The organism is Psychrobacillus psychrodurans (assembly GCF_050209195.1).
In the GTDB taxonomy this organism is placed as follows: domain Bacteria; phylum Bacillota; class Bacilli; order Bacillales_A; family Planococcaceae; genus Psychrobacillus; species Psychrobacillus psychrodurans.
Genome location: NZ_CP189791.1, coordinates 1616663 through 1637531, shown reverse-complemented (window position 1 = coordinate 1637531; position 20869 = coordinate 1616663). Strand labels below are relative to the sequence as shown.

20 protein-coding genes and 1 riboswitch are annotated in these 20869 nt (G+C 35.2%); of the genes, 2 read left to right on the top strand and 18 right to left on the bottom strand.

The features are described from left to right. Positions 1-8: 8 nt before the first annotated feature. Both sleB and prsW read right to left on the bottom strand, forming a co-directional pair. Complete coding sequence (gene sleB, locus ACQCPR_RS07695) at positions 9-824, bottom strand: spore cortex-lytic enzyme (RefSeq protein ID WP_090561808.1); 816 nt, start codon at positions 822-824, stop codon at positions 9-11. A 44-nt stretch (positions 825-868) separates the two neighbouring features. Further along, a complete protein-coding gene (prsW, locus tag ACQCPR_RS07690; RefSeq protein ID WP_090561810.1) occupies positions 869-1561 on the bottom strand; it encodes a glutamic-type intramembrane protease PrsW in 693 nt (230 codons plus the stop codon). Between the two features lie 68 nt (positions 1562-1629). On the opposite strand from prsW, the gene ACQCPR_RS07685 reads away from it, so the two are divergent. Further along, complete coding sequence (locus ACQCPR_RS07685) at positions 1630-2595, top strand: asparaginase (RefSeq protein WP_427138685.1); 966 nt, start codon at positions 1630-1632, stop codon at positions 2593-2595. A 163-nt stretch (positions 2596-2758) separates the two neighbouring features. Here ACQCPR_RS07685 and ACQCPR_RS07680 read toward each other — a convergent pair whose 3' ends face one another. The 6 genes from ACQCPR_RS07680 to ACQCPR_RS07655 form a co-directional block, all read right to left on the bottom strand. Continuing rightward, the gene (locus ACQCPR_RS07680; protein WP_427138684.1) at positions 2759-3736 is read right to left on the bottom strand and encodes a YpdA family putative bacillithiol disulfide reductase; all 978 of its coding nucleotides are present in this window, start codon (positions 3734-3736) and stop codon (positions 2759-2761) included. A 25-nt stretch (positions 3737-3761) separates the two neighbouring features. Further along, complete coding sequence (locus ACQCPR_RS07675; RefSeq protein ID WP_427138683.1) at positions 3762-4529, bottom strand: metallophosphoesterase; 768 nt, start codon at positions 4527-4529, stop codon at positions 3762-3764. A gap of 76 nt (positions 4530-4605) precedes the next feature. Next, entirely contained in the window at positions 4606-5238 is a 633-nt protein-coding gene (locus ACQCPR_RS07670; RefSeq protein ID WP_427138682.1) for a CBS domain-containing protein, read from the bottom strand. Positions 5239-5316: 78 nt separating this feature from the next. Continuing rightward, positions 5317-5913 carry a LysM peptidoglycan-binding domain-containing protein gene (locus ACQCPR_RS07665; protein ID WP_427138681.1) on the bottom strand — a complete coding sequence of 199 codons (597 nt, stop codon included), beginning with the start codon at positions 5911-5913 and terminating at the stop codon, positions 5317-5319. 80 nt (positions 5914-5993) lie between these two features. Then, a complete protein-coding gene (locus ACQCPR_RS07660; RefSeq protein WP_427138680.1) occupies positions 5994-7409 on the bottom strand; it encodes a RecQ family ATP-dependent DNA helicase in 1416 nt (471 codons plus the stop codon). Further along, positions 7406-8437 (bottom strand): helix-turn-helix domain-containing protein, encoded by a 1032-nt coding sequence (locus tag ACQCPR_RS07655; RefSeq protein WP_427138679.1) that lies wholly within the window; start codon positions 8435-8437, stop codon positions 7406-7408. The genes ACQCPR_RS07660 and ACQCPR_RS07655 overlap by 4 nt, the downstream gene beginning before the upstream one ends. Positions 8438-8547: 110 nt before the next feature. Here ACQCPR_RS07655 and ACQCPR_RS07650 point away from each other — a divergent pair, with 110 nt between their 5' ends. Then, a complete protein-coding gene (locus tag ACQCPR_RS07650; RefSeq protein ID WP_090561824.1) occupies positions 8548-8796 on the top strand; it encodes a ferredoxin in 249 nt (82 codons plus the stop codon). Positions 8797-9410: 614 nt separating this feature from the next. On the opposite strand, the gene ACQCPR_RS07645 is transcribed toward ACQCPR_RS07650, so the two are convergent. The 10 genes from ACQCPR_RS07645 to ACQCPR_RS07600 form a co-directional block, all read right to left on the bottom strand. Continuing rightward, complete coding sequence (locus tag ACQCPR_RS07645; RefSeq protein WP_427138678.1) at positions 9411-10004, bottom strand: ECF transporter S component; 594 nt, start codon at positions 10002-10004, stop codon at positions 9411-9413. A gap of 153 nt (positions 10005-10157) precedes the next feature. After that, a riboswitch (FMN riboswitch) is annotated at positions 10158-10290 on the bottom strand. A 302-nt stretch (positions 10291-10592) separates the two neighbouring features. Further along, positions 10593-11837 (bottom strand): hypothetical protein, encoded by a 1245-nt coding sequence (locus ACQCPR_RS07640; RefSeq protein ID WP_427138677.1) that lies wholly within the window; start codon positions 11835-11837, stop codon positions 10593-10595. Then, positions 11830-12366 carry an RNA polymerase sigma factor SigX gene (gene sigX, locus ACQCPR_RS07635; RefSeq protein WP_090561831.1) on the bottom strand — a complete coding sequence of 179 codons (537 nt, stop codon included), beginning with the start codon at positions 12364-12366 and terminating at the stop codon, positions 11830-11832. Before sigX ends, ACQCPR_RS07640 begins: the two co-directional genes overlap by 8 nt. A gap of 314 nt (positions 12367-12680) precedes the next feature. Next, positions 12681-14459 carry an ATP-binding protein gene (locus ACQCPR_RS07630; protein WP_427138676.1) on the bottom strand — a complete coding sequence of 593 codons (1779 nt, stop codon included), beginning with the start codon at positions 14457-14459 and terminating at the stop codon, positions 12681-12683. Continuing rightward, entirely contained in the window at positions 14452-15168 is a 717-nt protein-coding gene (locus ACQCPR_RS07625) for a response regulator transcription factor (RefSeq protein ID WP_090561835.1), read from the bottom strand. Before ACQCPR_RS07625 ends, ACQCPR_RS07630 begins: the two co-directional genes overlap by 8 nt. Positions 15169-15504: 336 nt before the next feature. Beyond that, positions 15505-16704, bottom strand: coding sequence for a c-type cytochrome biogenesis protein CcsB (ccsB, locus tag ACQCPR_RS07620; protein ID WP_427138675.1), 1200 nt, complete (start codon positions 16702-16704; stop codon positions 15505-15507). Between the two features lie 4 nt (positions 16705-16708). Further along, the gene (gene resB, locus ACQCPR_RS07615; RefSeq protein WP_090561839.1) at positions 16709-18367 is read right to left on the bottom strand and encodes a cytochrome c biogenesis protein ResB; all 1659 of its coding nucleotides are present in this window, start codon (positions 18365-18367) and stop codon (positions 16709-16711) included. A gap of 13 nt (positions 18368-18380) precedes the next feature. Further along, positions 18381-18917 carry a thiol-disulfide oxidoreductase ResA gene (gene resA, locus ACQCPR_RS07610; protein ID WP_241598791.1) on the bottom strand — a complete coding sequence of 179 codons (537 nt, stop codon included), beginning with the start codon at positions 18915-18917 and terminating at the stop codon, positions 18381-18383. A 99-nt stretch (positions 18918-19016) separates the two neighbouring features. Further along, positions 19017-19751, bottom strand: coding sequence for a pseudouridine synthase (locus ACQCPR_RS07605; protein ID WP_090561843.1), 735 nt, complete (start codon positions 19749-19751; stop codon positions 19017-19019). A 107-nt stretch (positions 19752-19858) separates the two neighbouring features. Then, positions 19859-20806 carry a D-alanyl-D-alanine carboxypeptidase family protein gene (locus tag ACQCPR_RS07600; RefSeq protein ID WP_427138674.1) on the bottom strand — a complete coding sequence of 316 codons (948 nt, stop codon included), beginning with the start codon at positions 20804-20806 and terminating at the stop codon, positions 19859-19861. Positions 20807-20869 lie beyond the last annotated feature (63 nt).

Here is a 20869-nt window from a genome sequence, read left to right as displayed (position 1 = left end):
TTATCTCCTTATGCACAGAAAATATGCTGTCCTATTGTTTTAATTTGTGGTCTGCTCCATATCCATTCACTTGTTGCAGTGTCTGGATTGAAATAATAAATAGCATTTTCAGTTGGATCCCATCCATTTAGCGCATCTAACACAGCTTCCTTTGCACGTTCATTTGGTTCAAGCCAAATTTGCCCATCCGCTACTGCTGTAAATGCTAAAGGCTGAAAAATTACTTCTGAAACCGTATTTGGAAAATCTGGATGTTCGATTCGGTTTAAAATTACTGCTGCTACTGCAACTTGTCCTTCATAAGGTTCTCCACGCGCTTCTCCATATACAGCATTAGCAATCAGTTTCAAATCTTTTTCCGAATATTGTGGAGGCAGCTGCATATTTGTACTCTCTGCTTTTTTGTTTTTTACTTGCTTATCTAAATCCACCCCACCATAATGTGTAAAACTATTCCCTTTATTTATCTGCTCGTGGACAAATTCTTTATTGTAATCTGAAACACCTACTAATTTTTTCTTAGTGTCTTCTCCTAGTAGGCCGTCGATTGGAAGCCCATATTTTTCCTGGAAATTCCTCAGTGCCCAGTAAGTACTATAACCAAATTTACCATCTATCTCACTCTTATAAAATCCAATATACTGTAACCTTGCTTGGAGTTCGATAACGTCGTCTCCGTAAGCACCCCGTTCTAATATTTGAGCAGAGAAAGCCTGGGTAGTTGGTTGCTCATTGATCAATGAATAACTAAACGTACAAAATAGCAAACTAATCAGGATGTATTTTATTTTTTTCAAACGACATCTCTCCTTTTTATTTAGCATGGAGCATGAAGTGTCAAAATATACAAAAAAAGTCTAGCATATAGCTAGACTTTTTCTTCTACATAATATTCATGATTCTTATATCTTTTTCTACGGGATAAAATATGGGCTTTCTTTACTTTCGATAAACTAAATAGCCACAAAAACAACATAAATGGTACCATTAATAATAACTCCAAGCCTGTAATACCCAGAATACTATTATAAACAGTGTGCAAGGCTAGTGGTCCTATCAATGCGTAAAATATTTCATAACGAGATTTCGTTAAGGTCGTGAATTTTGCTCTACCGATATAATACCCCATTAAAACGCCAAATAGGGCATGACTGGAAACTGGAAGAATTGCACGTAAAATTGCTTCATCCATACCAAAATTCAATAAATATAATATATTTTCAACAGTCGCAAAACCTAGTGCTACGCTAGCACCATATAAAATGCCATCGTAGGGATCATCAAACTCTACATGCCCATAGATAGCTACTATAAGAACCAACCATTTAAAGAACTCTTCTAGTGCACTCGTTACAATAGCTTGATGTAAAAATAAAGAAGAAAAAATCTGTTCCTCTTGAAAAACATGTTGAATAAACATTATTGGAAATGTTAATATAGCGCCATATATAAATGTATGTAACAATAATCTGGAGGGTTCTGCAGATATTTCTTTACGTAAGTAAAAAAAACTTAATAATGCCAACGCTGGGGCTATTGCAACGGAAAGTAGTATGAACATAAACTTACTCCTTCCATTTCATTATTACTATTATACCTTAAATACACAGATTATGGGAGGTACTTACATTGAAAACTATTTTATTAATCCATACAGGTGGCACAATATCTATGCAGGTGCACGCAGACACAGGAGCTGTTGTTCCAGCAGATCAAAATCCACTTTTAATCGAGGCAGGAAAACTTAAATCATTAGCCAATATAGTAGAAATAGAGGCATTTAATCTCCCTTCACCTCATGTTACACCCGACGAAATGTTAGAGCTGAAACAGCTAATAGATCAATATATTATAACTGACGATATAGATGGTGTTGTCATTACGCATGGAACAGATACATTAGAAGAGACTGCATACTTTTTGGACCTCACTGTTGATACGGAAATACCAATTGTCCTTACGGGTGCGATGCGCTCTTCCAATGAAATTGGTGCAGATGGGTTATATAATTTAATGTCTGCTATCCAAGTAGCTTCTTCCGATGATGCAAAAATGAAAGGTGTACTAGTTGTATTAAACGATGAAATACACACTGCAGAAAATGTAACTAAGACCCATACCAGCAATGTGAGTACGTTTCAGAGTCCACAATATGGACCTATCGGGTTTATTTCTAAATCCATCGTACATTTTCATCATTCACCCAATCACCGTATCGTTTTTCCGATTGAACATATTGAGAAAAAAGTTGCATTGTTTAAAGTATATGCGGGAATGGAGCCAGACTTGCTAAAAGCATCGATAGATTTAGGATACGATGGAATAGTATTAGAGGGGTTAGGTCAAGGCAATGTACCTCCAAGCCTTGTTTCTGTCATTGAAGAGACATTAAACAAAAATATTCCAATTATATTGGTTTCTAGATGTTTTAATGGAATTGCACAAGATGTGTATGGTTATAGAGGAGGAGGAAAAGGCCTTAAAGATGCTGGTGTAATTTTTGCACAAGGCTTAAATGGACAAAAAGCTAGATTAGCATTGCTGATAGCATTAAACCATCCTGATCCACAGAAAGCAATTGAGTATATTTTTTGAGATACGAAAAAGCAGTGTAGAATATTTAAGAGTAGTTGTCGTACTGACTATACAACGACAACTACTCTTTTTTCAATCAAGATAATAAAGTGAAGAAATTTGTATAAATGTTATCACAGAAACAAGCATTAAAATATTTGACTCATATAGTCATGAAAATGACTCACATATTGTCTTGTTTTCTTTTAATTTCTTTTGCTATTTGCTCTCCATGGAATCGTCCATTTTCTATAAAAATTTCATTTGCATTATTACCAGCTGCAATTACACCAGCTATGAAAATCCCTTCTACATTCGTTTCCATTGTATCCGCATCATAAGTTGGTCTTCCTGTAGCTTCATCAATTTGAATACCCATTTGTTTTAAAAATGTATGATCAGGGTGATAGCCCGTCATTGCAAATACATAGTCATTTGACACTTGGAATTCCCCAGTTTGACTATTTTTTAATGTTACATTAGATACTCCTATTTCTATTACTTCTGTATTAAAATGCATTTGTACCTCGTTATTTCTTACGAGACCATCAAACTCTGGAAGTACCCATGGTTTTATACTTGGTGAATATTCATTCCCTCTATAAGCTACCGTTACATTAGCTCCAGCTTTGTTTAGTTCTAAGGCTGCATCAATGGCTGAATTTTTCCCTCCGATAACCAGTACATCTAAACCAAAATACGGATGTCCCTCTTTAAAATAATGTTGTACCTTTCCTAAATCTTCACCAGGAATATTCATATAGTTCGGATGATCATAATAACCAGTTGCTATGACTACATATGTTGCCATATAAGTTCCTTTAGAAGTATATACCTTAAAATTATTTTCTTGTTTCTCTACTTTTAGCACCTGTTCATATTTACGGACATCAAGGTTTTTAAGTTTTGCTACTTCTCGATAGTAGACTAAAGCCTGATTTCTTTTGGGCTTTCTCTCCTCTACTATAAATGGAACTTCACCTATTGATAATTTCTCACTTGTACTGAAGAAAGTCTGATGTGTGGGATAATTATAAATAGCCTCCACTACATTTCCTTTTTCAATTATGAGGGTTTTTAGTCCGATATTTTGTGTAGAAATAGCTGTTGCTAACCCGCAAGGTCCTCCTCCAACTATTAATATATCTACCTGTTGAAACACAAAAAAACTTCCTTTCTTTGTTCACTTAATTTCTTCCACTTATGGTTACTAAATGACATTCAGATTTTGCTCCCAGTCTCAATGGTACCGCAGTTGTTCCAAATCCATTACTTATGAGCTCAGCACTATTTTCTTTTTCACGATAGCTACCGTTCTCATAAATCCCAAATGGGCCAAAACGTATTTGGCCACCATGGAGATGACCCGCTAAGAGAAGATGCGGCTTACATACCTTTTTGGCATTATTAAAGTATGCTGGAGCATGAGTTGTAAAAATGATAATATCAGATTCAGTAACGTCTTTGAACGCTTCATATATTTTTACTGGTCCCTCAAATCCATCATTAATCCCTACTACACGAACAGAAAAATTGTTTTTTTCATATTTAATAGAGTTGTTCTCCAATATACAGACATCATGCGAATAAAGGATATCTCGTAAATTTTGTTCCCCAACTTCTCGATCATTGTTACCGAAAACGTAACAAGTATTTCCTAATCTGGCAAGTTGTCTAATATTATCATTCGTCCGTTTTAAAGGGACTCCCCTCTCCGTCAAATCTCCTCCGATTATAACGATATCTACTTTTCCGCTGAGTTTTTGAATAAGCTCATCACTTATTTTTCTGCGATGGATGTCGGATATGAAAAAAATATGAAAATGATCTTCCTTCTTCCATTCATCAATATACAATGAATGGGTATGAATATTTGTTTGAAAAGCTAAAAATAACATATACAAAAAAATAATAAAAAATATAAACAATCCTATACCAATTATCCATCCTATCAAATATATACCCCCATATAACATGGAAAAGGACAGGGAAATTCCCCTGCCCTGCACTCGTGTTTTCTATAAGCTAATTTTACTCTTCTTTGTCAATATGTAAAACACGAAACCCCGCTTTTTCTAAATCTGCTAGAATACGGTCAATTTTTGAATCGTTTTCAATCTTTAATACAATACGTCTGAATAGTTTATCTGTTTCATCAAAAGTTACGATTGAAATGACCGAAGCGTGATATTTATGCAGTACATCCGTCATTTTTTGAATTCGTCCTTCAGATTCTACAGAAGTAAAAGTTATACGCGTTCCCTTACTATTCATACCAAATGCACTTTTAAATTGTATTACCGAATCATAACGAGTTACTAAACCAAGAAATTTTCCATCCTCCACAACAGCTAGGACAGGAAAATCATGAAGCTTAATCATTGCATTTTCGAAAACTTCTTCGTAACCAACAAATATATCCTCGTTTGTCATAATATCTGTTACTTTCGTTTGCTCCATGAAAGTTTGTTTATCAAGATTGCTATAGAAATGCGCTTTATACAAAAGGTATTTGTTAAACATACCTACATATTGGCCGTTGTCTAAAATCGGTAAAGCATCCATTTCTTTTTCCTCTAAAACACGAAGAGCCGACGATACAGAAGTATCTACTTGAACTGTAATACACTTTTCTTTTGGGACCATCACACTTTTTACAAACATATTAGCACCTCTTCCAACTAGAATATACCCTATATTATATATTCAACATTTATGAAAAATATCCTTCTTTGTATATGTTTAAGGTAGTACTAACTTTTGACCAACAGAAATTTCATTTGACGAAAGACCATTAGCAGATTTTATTTTTTCGACCGCTGCTGGATCTTTATAATAATTAACGGCAATACGATATAGTGTTTCATTTTCCTTAACTATATGCGTTTTGGAACTAGCTGCTTCTGTAGGTTCTGTTTTATCTACTGCTACTTCTTCTTGCTTTGGCTCTTCAGTAACTTCCTCTGTCTGTTCAGCTGGTTGCTCAGTTTCTTCAGGAGTAGTTACCACTGGAACTTCTACTTCTTCTTTTTCTTCTGCTTTGGTAGTTTCATCTTTTTCTGTCCCATTATTAATAGCTTGCGTTTCTACATGTATCGTATCATTTTTTACTACTTCTGCTTTATCTGGATCAGCTACATAGAAAAATTGTACGTAAATAAATATACTAATTGGGATTAATATGAAAATGCAAAAAACAACTGGGATTAATAAATTTCTAGATTTTTTCTTTGGTTTCTGATTTGAACTTCTACTTCTTCTCATTTCATTGGTATCGTCATCTTGTCCTATGGATTGTCGATGTTCGTCGATTTTTTTTTGATAATCATCTTGGTTCATTTTATTCAAACTCCATTTCTGCCTTCATTTCTACTTCTATTATGACGAATATTGTAGAAAAAGTAAACTTAACAAAAGTATTATGATGGAAGAAGTATATTTAATCTATCTATCCAATTCATTTCATCTTGCCTATTCTTTTCATCAGTTCTTTTCCTTAAAATGCTAGAAACATTTAATTTACATTTGGAGCAACAATGATGGGGTCGTTCTATTAATGCTTGATCAAAATAATGAAGTAGCTGCTCCCTCAAACAAGAATCATTTCGAATCATTAAGTAAAAACTTTGAATATCCTGCCACTTTTTTTGTTTAATTTGCTTAAATAATTGAATAGTTTGCTGTTCATTTAATTGCTCTTTCCAATAAGCTAGAATGCGGCTTGTAGTCTCTGCCTGTTCAACTTCAGAATATTCTTCTTGATAAGCAAAATGAATGTCTTGTTCCTCTGGAAAATCTTGCATCGCTACGTAAAATGTTTGCTCAACATCTGAAGAAGTATATAAGAGTGAGGCGATCGCCTGATTGCCATCTCTTGCAGCTCTTCCAACCTCCTGCATATAGCCTGCTACAGATGTCGGAATATGATCATGAATAATTTGCCTGATATTATCTTTGTGAATACCCATTCCAAAAGCATTTGTCGCACAGATCCAATCTAATTGTCCCTGCTGAAACTGTTGCTGGATTAATATCCTGTCACTTTGCTCCATTTTTGCGTGGTAATAGGCAACAGAAATTCCTTGTTCTCTTAGCATTGTTGCATAAACTTCCGTCTTTTTACGTGATTGTGTATAAATTATTCCTGGACCTTCAGTAGAGATAACTCTACCTAATATCCATTTCATTTTTTCTTGTTGGTTTTCAACCTCTACTATTTCATATGCAATAGCAGGACGATCAAGTGAATGAATGTATTCAAATGGTTTTGTCATCCGTAAAGTTTCTTTAATATCTTTGACAACTTCGCTTGTCGCAGTTGCTGTTAATGCAAGAACATTTACGGCTTTTAGCGAATGTATCCAACTTGATATCCTCAAATAATCAGGTCGAAAATCAAACCCCCACTGAGAAATACAATGCGCCTCATCTGCTACAACATATGCGATGGAAAGCTCTCTAAGCGCACGGTTAAATTGTTCATTTTGGAGCATCTCTGGTGAAGTAAATATAAATTTAAAATCATCTAAGTGACGAAAAGCCATTTCTCTTTCTTGGAATGGTAAAAATGAATTTATGGCAATAACTCTTTTTTCTCCTAGTAATTTTAGTTGCTCCACTTGATCCTGCATAAGAGATAAAAGAGGTGACACGATAATCACAGTTCCTTCCATTAGGTATGCTGGTAGTTGATAAAGAAGGGATTTCCCCATACCAGTAGGAAGTATAGCAACAACATCCTTTCCTTCTATAATTTGTTCAATTATTTCCTGTTGCCCATCTCGGAAGTTTTCATGACCGAACTTTTTCTGAAGAATTTCATTTAATTTATTCAAGAATTCTTTTCTCCCTTCGTCAATGCTAAGCGCACTTGAAAGAAACTAATTTCCGGTAATCTTTGTTTTATTAATGTGAGTTTTTTTGTTTCTAGTTCGTTTGATAGATGAAGAATTTCTTCTACTTGCTCCTTAGAAATAAAAGCAGAAATAGAGAAATTTTTATCGTTTGAGACTATTTCAATAACATGATCTTCTATTGTATTAATCTTCAATTTTCTTATTTTAGCAATTTCTTCAATAGAATATCCCTTTTCGAATAGACTATTTGTTTTAAAAGCAGATTCAGTTAGAGGCGTATCGATACGAATATCTTTAGCTAAATTAAATAACCGGGGACTTGTCTCTATCGAAATATTGTCTAACATACTATGTAAACATTCTAAAAAAATTATTTTGATGTTCAAGTCTGTCATATGATAGTGGCGAGCCAGTTGTTCCCATGTCAAACCAGTTGTCTTATAGCCACTAAGCCGATAAACAAACAACGTTCTGTGTATGTCATCAAAAGAAGGATTTTCAAGTAAATAAAAAATTTCTTGCTTAATGTCGGTATTCAAGTTAAATTCACGAAAATTATTTTGGATTAAAAAGTCTTTAACAAAATGCTGTATAGAAATATCCTTTTGGTTTGGTACGAATTTTTTTTCATTCGCTTGGAACTGCGATAATGTTTGGATAACTAAGTCTATTCTTTTCCAAAAAAGTTGTTCCTTGCCCCTATATTTCCAACCATTAAATAGAGGTTCTTTATCACTCGGTAGTATTTCAATTCCTTTTTCAGTTATATATACGAGTGATTCATTTACCCGAATAAACTCATTTTTAAACAGCTCATTTATCGCTTCATCATAATCTTCCTTCGATAATTGTGGAAGGATAGAGAAGAAAGCATGAAGTTGAAAATATGTCACATCTTGAATGGTTTGTCCTGATTTTTTGCCTTTTAATAAATAATATGGGGCATTCTCAGAACGTTGCCCAGATATTTTATGTATTATAAATAGTAATATTTGATGAAAATGCATAGGAATACCTCTCTTTTCTGAAGTATTTTGGTTGAAATGTATGGAAAACATCTTTAGAATGAATAAGATAGCATATTCGTTTTAGTAGTTATAAAGGAGAGAATATAATAATGGCAAAATATACAATTGTAGATAAAGATACATGTATTGCATGCGGAGCATGTGGAGCAGCTGCCCCAGATATTTATGATTATGATGATGAAGGTATTGCCTTCGTTATTTTAGATGATAACATGGGTACAACAGAAGTTCCAGAAGAACTAATGGAGGACATGGAGGATGCATTTGAAGGTTGTCCTACTGATTCTATTAAAGTAGCAGATGAATCATTTGAAGGCGACGCTTTGAAATTCGAATAGTATATTGAATGGTGGTTGTGACTCTTGTCATGATCACCATTCTTTTTTATTCTGTAAGAAAAACTGGGAAAAAAAGATACCAGTGCCTTTAAGGTCAAAACCTGTCCCAATCGTTTACGAAGGCTTGGACAGACGTTTTGCTATATTGTTACCAAGTGAATATTTAGTGAAATTGGCGTTTACCTATCCTCGCCCTTCTGCTGTTTGGTATGCGATGCACTTCATATCATAAAGCACTCGGAACATAGGCTTTGTGCGTATACATCCTCATCTTTTATGAAATAATTGAATCCAATTTTATCGTTACTTGCACTCACCTATTGTTTACTTGCTTACATCTGTTTCTTACTTGCGGTCGTAAAGAGCTTACTTGCACTTGGTCCATATTTACTTGCGGTTTATTGCCTTATACTTGCGAAATGGATAATTCCCCCAAAATATTTGATTAATTCATAACCTAATGTAACTGAATTACTAATTGTTGTTTTCTACTTATTAGTTACAATGCTATGAATGATGTCTTAGATGATCCTATAATAATCGCGGTATTATCCATTTATATTTACTATCCTCTAAAAAAAAAGTTGTTCCTCCTAATGGAGAAACAACTTTTTTTAATTTGTATTAGGTTTCATATATGAATTAGTAACCTTATCAAGTAAAGGTTTTATACGTTTAAATAATACAATCATCACAATAGTTACTATTACGCCTTTAATCAAATTAAAAGGTAAAATACCGAAAATGATAGTATTAAACAAGGCAGTACCGGTTTCCATTGGGAAATTTAAGAAATAAGTGTACATTGGTAAAAACACATAATAATTTAAAACACTCATACCAATCGCCATAGATACTGTACCTGCTCCTAGTCCTACCATAATTCCTTTTGACGTAGTAACTTTACGATAAATCAAATACACTGGTGTTAAAAATAAGATACTAGTTACAAAGTTAGCCATATGACCAACAGGTACACCAGTTGGACTTCCTGCAAATAACCAATCTAACACATTCTTTAAAAATGCGACTAGAATTCCTGCTATTGGTCCCATCGTGATTGCAGCGATTAAAGCTGGTATATCACTAAAGTCCACCTTCAAATATGCCGGTAAAACCGGTAATGGAAATGCAAGTAACATTAAAACAAAAGAAATACTACTAAGCATTGCGACTGCAATAAGCATTCGCGTTTTGCCTTTTAACATAAAATCCTCTCTCCTTTTGCGATTCACTCCACAAGAAGAAAGGTTCAGCTCGTTTGCACACTTAAAGAATCCCTTGAACCAATAAAGTTCAAGGGAGAAACAAGGTACACTTAAATAAGCGTATCCGTATAAGCATACGAGAAACGACTGCACCTTCACCTTCTCCCATCCAGACTATACTGTCGGCTTTGGAATTTAACCAAATCAACCTGTTAAGGTTCGCGGGCTGAAGAAATAAATTTCTAATACCGCCGGTCGGGAATTGCACCCTGCCCCGAAGATGAATCAATATTTTGTTGATCTTCAAGATTAATATCTTGAATTAATAACATTTTATCAAATATAAACAATATATGCAACAGACCTGTTTGTAATTGAGACCAACATCCTAATATAGGCTATAATAAAAAATTTACGGGCTTTTTTGATTTAATTAATGGCTATATTTGAAATCTTATGGGCTTTCATCTCGTTATTATTCCTGGATTGATTGTTTATGGGCTATTTCCATAACTTTATAGGCTATCGCTTACCCAGATACAAAAAAACTGCCAAGCTTTAGTTGATAAGCATTGGCAGTTACGTTATTTAGTTGGTTCGCAAAGTAAAACCATTCGGTCCGATTGGAACAGGAAGTGAGCTGCTTAAATTAATTCCATCCCAACTTTCTTGTACAACATTTTCTAATTGGATGGATTGATTAAAGCTTGCGGCAGTTAGGGAAAAAGCTTCTAATAATCGAGATGCCTCACTCACATCTAAAGATTCCAGGTTTAAAGGTTTATCGAAGCGTATTACTAAACCTTTATCCTCTCTTATTGTGTAGGTCACATTATTTGGTATAACAGAAGTGTATATATCATTTCCAGGATCTCTCATATCCATCAATGCTTCCGATAATGTAGCGAATGTTTTATTAAAATTAGGTGCTAAATATGTCTCTCCATTAGAACCATTATATGCAAAGTAATTTACCTTTTTCTCTGTACCTTTTAGCTCCACAGGTTCATCTAGCGTACCGACTTGATCCCAGTCAATCGGCGAACCATCTTCATTGACCCTTAAAAAGGTATCAAAATCAGTGAAAATTTCATTGATAGAAGCTAGATAAGGCGCCATTGTTCCAGGGGCAGCATCATAACCATGATCTACTGGTAAGTAGTGCTTTAACATTTTACCTTCTGTCAAAAAGTAACCTTTGTAAGGATGGTATTCTTGGAATCCAAGGGAAATCTCATCAATCCCAAATGCGTATCTTTCATATAGCTCGAAGCTATTTGGTGTCTTATTTGGAAAATCCATATCTATTTGTTCTTTAGGAATTACAATCGTTATTGGAATAGAGAGAGCATTTTCTAATAAAGAAAAATGAAAAACTGTTCCTCCATTTAAATCGTTCTCGTAAACAGAAGTAATTAGACTGTCGAAAGGAACTAATTCATACGAAGATACTATTTTTCCAGACATAGTCGACATATCGCTAGACTTGTCTTCTTCAGTAGCCATTGATGCTTCTTCTGGTATGTCCATCGTTCTCATATGATCTTTTGCCATAGATGACTCTTGGGCTTTATCAGCTGTGGAACTCTCATTCTTATTTATAAAGGAAGAGACGAGAACTGTTAATATAAGGACAGAAGCTACGGAAATGATAAAAGGTAGCCATTTGTTCATTGAAACCTCTAGTCGATTACGTTTCTCAGGCCTCTCCTGAATTTCTATTTTGGATTTTACCAGTTTATACATTTCATCTTTCGAGCGTTTATCTGTAAACTTCGGCATGTTATTTAATAGCTCATCTAATACACGATCTTCTGTCTTTTTCTCACTCATGATGAACATCTGCCTCCTTTTGCTTATCAGATAATCGTTCACGAAGTGCTTTTATTGCACGATGTTGCGTTGTCTTCACTTTCCCTTCCGACCAATTTAGAATTTCCGACGTTTCCGCAATCGAAAGTTCCTGGAAATATCGCATAATAATAACCATTTTCTGATCTCCCGTACAATCATCCAATGCAATTAATAATGTTCTCATCTCATCATTAAGCTGTACTAAATCTTCCGGTAACATTTCGGAAGATGCAAGTTGCATCGTTTCCCAGTCAAATGAGTCAAATAACCTTTTTTTTCTGACGGTTTGTTTTCTAAAATGGTCAATTGCAATATTTTTGGCTATTGAAAATAGCCATGTCTTTTCTGAGCTTTTCCCCTCAAAGCTACTGTAAGCTTTAAGCACTCGTACATATACTTCTTGAACCAAGTCTTCTGCAGTTTGTCTATTTTTCACCAAATATATGAGAAACTGAAAAACGTCTTGATGATAGGTATCATACAAGCGGTGGAAAACGGAGTCATTCATAGGCTCCCCCCGTTCTTTCAATTAGTCGTTTCAAGTACATATTTGTTACACGCCTTTTCCCACATTAACACAGACAATACAACTCTCATTTAGAAGATTAGATGGGAGAATAACTGCCTGTATAAGCCCAACGTAGAACATAGTTGAAAACGCTACGACAGATGGATCTGTCTCTGTAACACGCTTCCCACGAGACACGGACCATCAGGAAGTTGTTTACTCAGGTATTGCGGTCCGAATCAATACACAGCGTTATATACAAGAGTCCATTTTCATCCCTCGGGATGTGAAGGTAATCTTCACAGTTTGTAGTTTCACTTTATTGGCAAGTTAATAATAAAGGATGTACCTACTCCAATTTCACTTTCTGCAGTTAGCACACCATCATGTCTTTCCACAATGTTTTTCGCAATTGCCAATCCTAAACCAGTGCCACTTTTCCCTCTAGTTCTAGCCTTATCAGCTTTATAAAAACGTTCGAATACATACGGAAGATCTTCTTTTGGAATGCCATATCCAGTGTCGATTACCTTTATAACAAATTGTGTATCTGACTTACATAATTGGACGGTGACAGAACCATTCTCTTTTGTATGCCTAAGGGCATTATCGATTAAATTGGTTAACACTTGTTCCATACGATCTTCATCAATTTCCATCGATAAATTTTCATCTATATTATGTTTAAAGGAAAGTCTAATATTATTTTCTTTGGCAACTTGATCAAATTTTTGTGTTATTCGTTCAATTGTCGGGACAACAGAAACCTTTTCTTTATATATACTTAGATAACCTGACTCTAGGCGGGCTAAATCTAACAATTCGGTTACTAGTCTTCCCATTCGCTTAGACTCATCGTATATAATACGGATCATTTCATTCTTATCCTCTTCGGTTGTAACGACATTATCTATTATTGCTTCTGAATAGCCTTGTAGCATCGAAATAGGCGTTCTAAGCTCGTGCGAAACATTTGCGATAAAGTCTGACCTCATTTTATCTAAACGATGCTGTTCAGTCATATCACGAAGTACTATTACTGCACCACGCACAACATTACCACTAGTGTATAAAAGACTAATAGATGCAGCAAAATAGGAGCCTTTAATCTCTAATTTTTCGTCAAACTCCTCTTGAACATCAAAGACATACTCTAAAAGATGATGAAGTTCAGCAGGTAGCTTAGAATCATCTAACGTCTCTGCATTTGCATACCATTTGTTGAGAAGGATATCTGCCTGTGGGTTACTAACTTGAACTTCAAATTTAGTATCAAATGTAATAACCGCATCCGTCATAGATGTTAGTATACTCGCCAGTTGTTCCTTTTCTTGGTTAATCACTTCTACATGATGTTTCAATTGTTTCCCCATTTGGTTAAAAGCGATTCCTAGTTCTCCAATTTCATCCTTTTGCAGATACGGAACTTTTGTTTCAAAGTTACCTTTAGCTAATTGAATCGCCGCTTCCCTCATAGACCTAAGTGGTAAAGTAATTCGTGAGGTTAAGAAAAAAGTAAACATCGTAGTTAAAAGTAACGCGATAAATCCTGATAAGAAAACAATTTTCGTAGTACTATTAGTCGTCTTACTAACTACTTCCAAACTTTGATAAATAAATACAGCACCATGAATGTTCTTATTGGATTCTAAAGGGGCAGCTAAAATAATATAATCTTCCATCCGATCTTCACTATTCATGGCCGGCATTAGCATTTTCTTCACAATTGGCTCATCTGAAGTGTATATTTTAGATAATTCCTTATTATCCAATATTTTTTTCTGCACTACATCCTTGTTAAGACCTTCATGAACCGATAAAAAAACGGATTCTGCATTCCGTACAATTAAAGTATTAGTTTCTGTACCTAAAATATCTTGTATAATTTTAAACGAATCTTCTACATTGTCATGTTGCTCAACAATTTTACCGATAGTTACTGCCTCTTTACGAAGTGACTCTTCCGCCTGCTCTGTATGAAAATCACCTAGAAATTCAAGTAATAAAACGGTTACAATAAATAACACAAATAAGACGAGAAGCAGTATGGTTCCCCATAGCTTCCCGACAACACTATTCCAAATTCTATTCATTTATGACCTCGAATTTATATCCGACACCCCACACAGTCACAATCATTTTAGCAGACTTTTCGGAAACTCTATTTAACTTTTCACGTAACCGTTTTACATGAGTGTCAACTGTTCTCAAATCCCCAAAGAAATCATAATGCCAAACTTCTTTTAGTAACTGCTCACGATCAAATACTTTATCTGGCGCTTTCGCTAAGAAATATAGTAGTTCATATTCTTTAGGAGTTAAACCTACTTCTACCCCATCCGCAGTAACTCTATGCGCATCATGATCTATCGTTAGATGCGGAAAGACTACTATTTCTTTTGAAATAGATGTTCCTTGAGAAGGTGCAAAAGCAGTAGAGCGTTTCAAGAGAGCTTTTACACGTAATACTACTTCTCTTGGGCTAAACGGCTTTACAATATAATCGTCTGCTCCAAGTTCAAAACCTTCCACACGGTTAGCTTCTTCACCTTTAGCTGTCAATAATATGATAGGTGTTTCTTTATGCATACGTAGCTCTGTCATCACTTCTATGCCATCTTTTTCGGGCATCATTATATCTAATAGGATGCAATTATACTCAAATTCTAATGCGAGCTGTAATGCGATTTCTCCATTTTCAGCTTCTTCTACTTCATATCCTTCTCGTTCTAAATACATTTTTAAAAGACGACGAATGCGTTCTTCATCCTCAACTACTAGAAGTTTAATTGTTTCAGACATAGTTTTATCAAACCTTTCTATCAACATCTACTTTATATTGTACAATTACTGTATCCAAAATGAAAGAAAAGCTCTTCCTCCCGTTAAGTAAAGAGTAAAGAGCTTTCTTACTGTGCACTAGTTCTATTTTATATCTATTTCCAACGCCTAGCCCCTCGAGTCCCTTCAGGATTTCAGGGTCGCACGATGCGGGTCAGTCAGTCGTTGTGACACGATGTCACGACCTTAGACTGACCTCCCCTCTGCAAAGGATGGCTTTACGTGAAATCCTTCCAGCGCTTGCTCCTGCGCAAAGCTCGTCGCAGAAGAACGGTGTCGGGGCATACACTTTTATTGTTATGCGTAAGAATGTAATCCCGCTAAAATTAGATTTACTGCAATCAAGTTAAACATAATTATGATGAAACCAATTAGAGCAATCCAAGCTGATTTCTTTCCTTCCCAGCCTTTTGATAAACGAAGGTGTAAGAAAACTGCATAGAATAAGAACGTGATAAGTGCCCATACTTCTTTTGGATCCCAACCCCAGAAACGTGACCACGCTTCATGCGCCCATATCATGGCGAATATTAATGCTCCAAGTGTAAACACAGGGAAACCGATTAATACTGAACGATACCCGATTTCATCCATCAATTGAGAATTAGACTTTTTCGTAAGTGGTTGTAAAACAGTAGAAATACGTTTACGTAATATTAAACGAAGTAATACATAAATTACTGTACCAAATATAACTGACCAAACAACTGTAGTTAATTTTTTTGCATTTACTAACGGTGGCATTTCCACAAGTGGTTCAAATGCTCCATCTGTAATTGCTTCTGATTCATTCATACCAAATAGAGCTGGCATTGTGTATACAATTGTATGTTGTGTTTCATCTTTACTTATATAGTTGTATTCTGCATTATAATTCACTAAATAAAACGATAGCGAAGCAACAACAAATCCTACAACAAGGACTAAAACGTACATAACTGCCTCAATGCCAAAACGTTCCAAAAATCCTTTGAATCCTCGTCCTTTTGTCAGATCGATATTTTTCAATAAATAAATAAATCCGGCTACAGCACTAATCGCTAAAATTGCCTCACCCATTGCTGCAGTAATAACGTGAATAGTCAGCCAGTAACTTTTCAAAGCCGGTATTAGCGGGGTAATTTCTTTTGGGAACATACTTGCATATGCAATGATTAGTAAAGCTATTGGTAATGCAAACAATCCAAGAGCAGGAGCTTTATATATAAAGTAAATAAGAATAAATGCTCCTACAATCATCATTCCAAATGCAGTAGTAAACTCAAATAAGTTACTTACTGGCGCATGTCCAGCAGCAATCCATCTAGTAATAAAATAGCCGAGATTAGCAATAAATCCTATAATGGTAACGGTAATCGCTAATTTGCCCCATCTATCAAAGGACTTGGTGGTTTGAGCATTTGAAGATTTCACTGCTCCTCCAAATAAAAATGTAGCAACTAAATATGCTACAAAAGCTATAAATAATAAGGTACTACTTAGAGATGCCATATCCATTTTGTTAAACTCCTTCTTCTTTATCCACTTTTTCTTCTAAAGAATCTATATCCTGCTGATCTAGATATTTTGGAAGATGAGCTACTTCTGTAACCTTGTCCAAATCTCTCTTAACACTTAACCAATTTTTGTTTGTATGCGCAGCAACAACCGTCTGTCCATCTTCTGATAATTGAATCCAAATCCTACGATGGTTCCAGTAAGAGCCTTGGGCTACACCTATCATAAATATAAGACCACCTAACGCAAGAAGTGGAAGTGTTAAATCTTTACGAACTGTTAAACCAGATACATCTCTCGTTTCCACGCTTTGGAAAGCAATTTTATGTTGGTTTACCCCTAGAGGTTCTACAGTTTCTTTAATCATGACAAAGCTAGTTTCACCTTTAGGGAATTCAGGACTATACATTTTTATCAAAAAGGCAGGATTGTTTGGAAGTGGTGATTGAGATTGCGGAACCCCTTCTTCAAATCCAGTAAAATCAGCATAATAATCCATTATCTCGACCTTATATCCCTCATCTAATTCATAAAAAGGTTGAGGATCTGCTAAATCAATCGTAAACTCTCCAAATGATTGCTGTGTCTCTTTATCCTGTAATTGGAATGTCATCGTTGCTAATTCATCCAAGCGGAAGTCCATTTGGAACACTGAGAAATTATCAAATTTAATTGGTTTATTTACTTGAATGGAAGCTTCCTTTTCAAATTTCAAGTCCTCTGTATGTCCTGCTACAGAATCTTCTGGTCCTTTATATAAGGAAACGTCTGTTTGATAGTTCTTTGCAATCGTACCTACTCGATCAATTGCATCTCCGTATACTTCTTTAGATTCTTCTTTCGAGTATGTCTCATAGATGAATTCTTTACTTTCTAAGAAATATCCGTCTGTTTCAGGTACATAAAGCGTTTCACCTTCACGTAACCACATTGTTTCATCTACATAGAAACCAGGAAGGGCACGAAGCATTACACCAAAAAGGAAAATAATAAGTCCTAGATGGTTAACGTACGGACCCCAGCGTGAAAAACGTCCTCGTTCTGCTAAAATCGCATTACCTTCACGTTTTACATTGTATTTTAGCTCTTTAAGCTGTTCTTCCGCTTTCAGCAATGACTCTTCAGTAACTTCCGATTTACCCATGCCAAAAATACGTTGTCGCTTCAAGAAACTTAAATGTCTCTTCGTCTTTTGCTTTTTCAATGATTTATAAAGAGGTATGACTCTATCTAAACTTGCTATTACTAGAGAAATACCAAGCATACCAACTAATACCTGAAACCACCATGAGCTGTATAAGTCCGATAACCCAAGCTTATAATACAGGGTTCCAAACCCACCATACACTCTCTGATAATATGCAGCAATATCAGTTTCATTTGTTGCTGGCACATAAAATACTTGTGGAAGTATAGTTCCAATTGCAGCTGCAATTAGAATCGCTACGATTATCCACATACCTACTTTTACACTGGAAAAGAAATTCCATACTTTATCAATTATCGTCTTATTATACGTTTGAGACCGTCTTGCAGATCCTTCATAGCGCATATCTACAATTTTTTTCTCTTTTGTCTCTTCAGTTAATGGACGACCACAGCTCTCACATAACTCTGTACCAGCTGGATTAACGTTTCCACATGCACAAACTATCTTGTCCATTTTTAAGACTCCTTCATGAAGGTTTAATTTGATCCATAAAATTCGCAATATCTTCTTCGGTCATTTCGCCTTTAATAATTTTCTCAATCTTACCTTCTGGATTGATCAAAAAAGTAGTTGGCAGCGGATCAATATTATACGATTCCATTACACTTTTATTACGATCAATTGCTATAGGAAAAGTTAAACCATATCGATTTGAAAAACTATTTACCTTTAGGTCTGATTCACCAATATTAATAGCCAGTGTTTGGACACCCTTATTAGCATATTCACCGTATTGGTTGTCCATGGCCGGCATTTCTTTTGCACAAGGCTTACACCATGTACCCCAGAAGTTCAGAAACACACCTTGCCCTTTATAATCAGACAAACGTCTTTCAGTTCCATCCATATCTACTAATACGAAATCTGGAGCTTTATCGCCTACTTGTAATACAGCATTTTTCTCTTTATTTAAGTTGGAGTAAACTGTAAAAACAATAGCTACGACGAGTACTGCTAATATAGCTGTTCTCATATAAAAACGTCGTTTCTTAGACTGTGCCAATTTGCTAACCTCCATTTCCAAGCATAATCATGAATTATTATAACAAAATTTACAAATTAAAAGAGCCTTACTTATGAAGGCTTTGTGAACACATAGGTTTTATTTTCCTATTTTCCCCGTCTCTGCTAACACTCTCATTTGTTTTACTTCATGAGTAGTCAATTCTCTCCATTCCCCGGCATTTAAACCGTGAAGAGTTAAGAAACCAAATTGTTCTCTTTTTAGCTTTTGAACAGGGAAACCTATTGCATCGAACATTCTACGTACTTGTCTGTTTTTTCCTTCATGTATGGTGATCTCTATAATCGATTTATCAGCTTTTCGCTCGGAAGATAGTAGCTTTACTCTAGCAGGAGCTGTTTTACCATCTTCTAAAACAATACCTCGTTCCAGTGGTCGCAACTGTTCCTTTAAAGGGATGCCTTTTACTCGTGCTACATATGTTTTATCCACTTTATATTTTGGGTGTGTGAGGGCATAAGAAAAATCTCCATCATTAGTAAGAAGTAACAAACCTGATGTTTCATAATCCAGTCTTCCTACAGGATATAAGCGCTCTTTCACATGTGGCAATAAATCCGTTACTGTTTTTCTGCCTTTATCATCCGAAACAGCCGAAATTACTCCACGTGGTTTATAAAGTAAATAGTATACTTTTTGCTCTTTTTCTAATTTAACCCCGTCAACTTCTACTACATCATTGTCGGACACTTTTAACCCTTGTTCTGTTACTACTTTTCCATTCACTTTAACTTTTCCTTGTGTAATCATTTCTTCCGCTTTTCTTCTAGATGCCACACCTGCATGTGCGAGCACTTTTTGTAATCTTTCCAACACATTCACCTCGTCCATTCTATCCAAATCATATGAGTGAATTATGTCATACTTTGGGACAAATTAAAAGAAGACAGTCTTTTGTAATAACTGTCTTCACCATAATTCTATTTAATTTTCATTACGTTAAATTTTAATGCAATCTCATTATTAATCGTAACATTCCAAAGATAGGGTTTTTTTTCTGATGATTTACGTGGAATCATCAATACATTTTTAGTCACATCTTTTTCTTCTTTTTTAAGTAAAAGGAAATAATCTTTTTTCACTTCAATAATCTGTTTATCTAACAGACGATATTTTCCTTTTTCCACAACCTTGACGTTATCGTATGTCTGAAAAACATTTGCTGCAAGAGAAGAATGAGTATTCCAATCATTCGAATGGTTTAATGTTACTACAATAACTTTTTTCCCATTATCCTCAAAATAAGTCACTAGTGTTCTTCCTGCTACTTTTGTATACCCGGTTTTTCCAGCTACCGCATACTTATTAAAGTGCAATAATTTATGTTTATTTCTCCAAGTTACGGATCTTTCTTTAGGAGTATAAGTTTTAGCTGATGCAATTTGAGTATATGACTCGTTCTGCAATGCCAATCGGAACATATTAGCCATATCTAAAGCAGAAGCATAGTGCTCATCATGGTGGAGTCCCGATGGATTAGTAAAATGAGAATTTTCTAACCCAGCTAACTGTATTTTTTCGTTCATCAATTTTGTAAAGCCTTCTATAGATCCACCTGTATGCTCAGCAAGCGCATAAGCAGCGTCATTACCTGATTGTAACAGCAACCCATACAATAAGGATTCGACAGTCCAAACCTCACCGGCCTTTAAGTATAGAGATGATCCTTCTTGTGTTGCAGCAGCATTTGAGATTGTTATTTCGTCATCGAGCGACACATTATCCAACACTGTTAAAGCAGTCCAGACTTTAGTTAGGCTTGCGATTGGTAGTTCTGAATTTGCATTGCTACCCTCTAATAATCTCCCTGTATTTGCGTCAATAACAGCATAAGAGGACGAGGCTTCCACATCATTTACATTCCACAAAAGAAAAAGCAACAGAAACAATACCATTTTTTTTAAAATGAATCATACTCCTCATTCAATTAT

What these genes read in the sequence shown, in the direction of transcription:
- sleB (WP_090561808.1), bottom strand. Translation starts at nt 824, where the DNA reads ATGCTAAATAAAAAGGAGAGATGTCGTTTGAAAAAAATAAAATACATC.
- prsW (WP_090561810.1), bottom strand. Translation starts at nt 1,561, where the DNA reads ATGTTCATACTACTTTCCGTTGCAATAGCCCCAGCGTTGGCATTATTA.
- ACQCPR_RS07670 (WP_427138682.1), bottom strand. Translation starts at nt 5,238, where the DNA reads ATGTTTGTAAAAAGTGTGATGGTCCCAAAAGAAAAGTGTATTACAGTT.
- ACQCPR_RS07665 (WP_427138681.1), bottom strand. Translation starts at nt 5,913, where the DNA reads ATGAACCAAGATGATTATCAAAAAAAAATCGACGAACATCGACAATCC.
- ACQCPR_RS07655 (WP_427138679.1), bottom strand. Translation starts at nt 8,437, where the DNA reads ATGCATTTTCATCAAATATTACTATTTATAATACATAAAATATCTGGG.
- ACQCPR_RS07650 (WP_090561824.1), top strand. Translation starts at nt 8,548, where the DNA reads ATGGCAAAATATACAATTGTAGATAAAGATACATGTATTGCATGCGGA.
- ACQCPR_RS07645 (WP_427138678.1), bottom strand. Translation starts at nt 10,004, where the DNA reads ATGTTAAAAGGCAAAACGCGAATGCTTATTGCAGTCGCAATGCTTAGT.
- ACQCPR_RS07640 (WP_427138677.1), bottom strand. Translation starts at nt 11,837, where the DNA reads ATGAGTGAGAAAAAGACAGAAGATCGTGTATTAGATGAGCTATTAAAT.
- sigX (WP_090561831.1), bottom strand. Translation starts at nt 12,366, where the DNA reads ATGAATGACTCCGTTTTCCACCGCTTGTATGATACCTATCATCAAGAC.
- ACQCPR_RS07630 (WP_427138676.1), bottom strand. Translation starts at nt 14,459, where the DNA reads ATGAATAGAATTTGGAATAGTGTTGTCGGGAAGCTATGGGGAACCATA.
- ACQCPR_RS07625 (WP_090561835.1), bottom strand. Translation starts at nt 15,168, where the DNA reads ATGTCTGAAACAATTAAACTTCTAGTAGTTGAGGATGAAGAACGCATT.
- ccsB (WP_427138675.1), bottom strand. Translation starts at nt 16,704, where the DNA reads ATGGATATGGCATCTCTAAGTAGTACCTTATTATTTATAGCTTTTGTA.
- resB (WP_090561839.1), bottom strand. Translation starts at nt 18,367, where the DNA reads ATGGACAAGATAGTTTGTGCATGTGGAAACGTTAATCCAGCTGGTACA.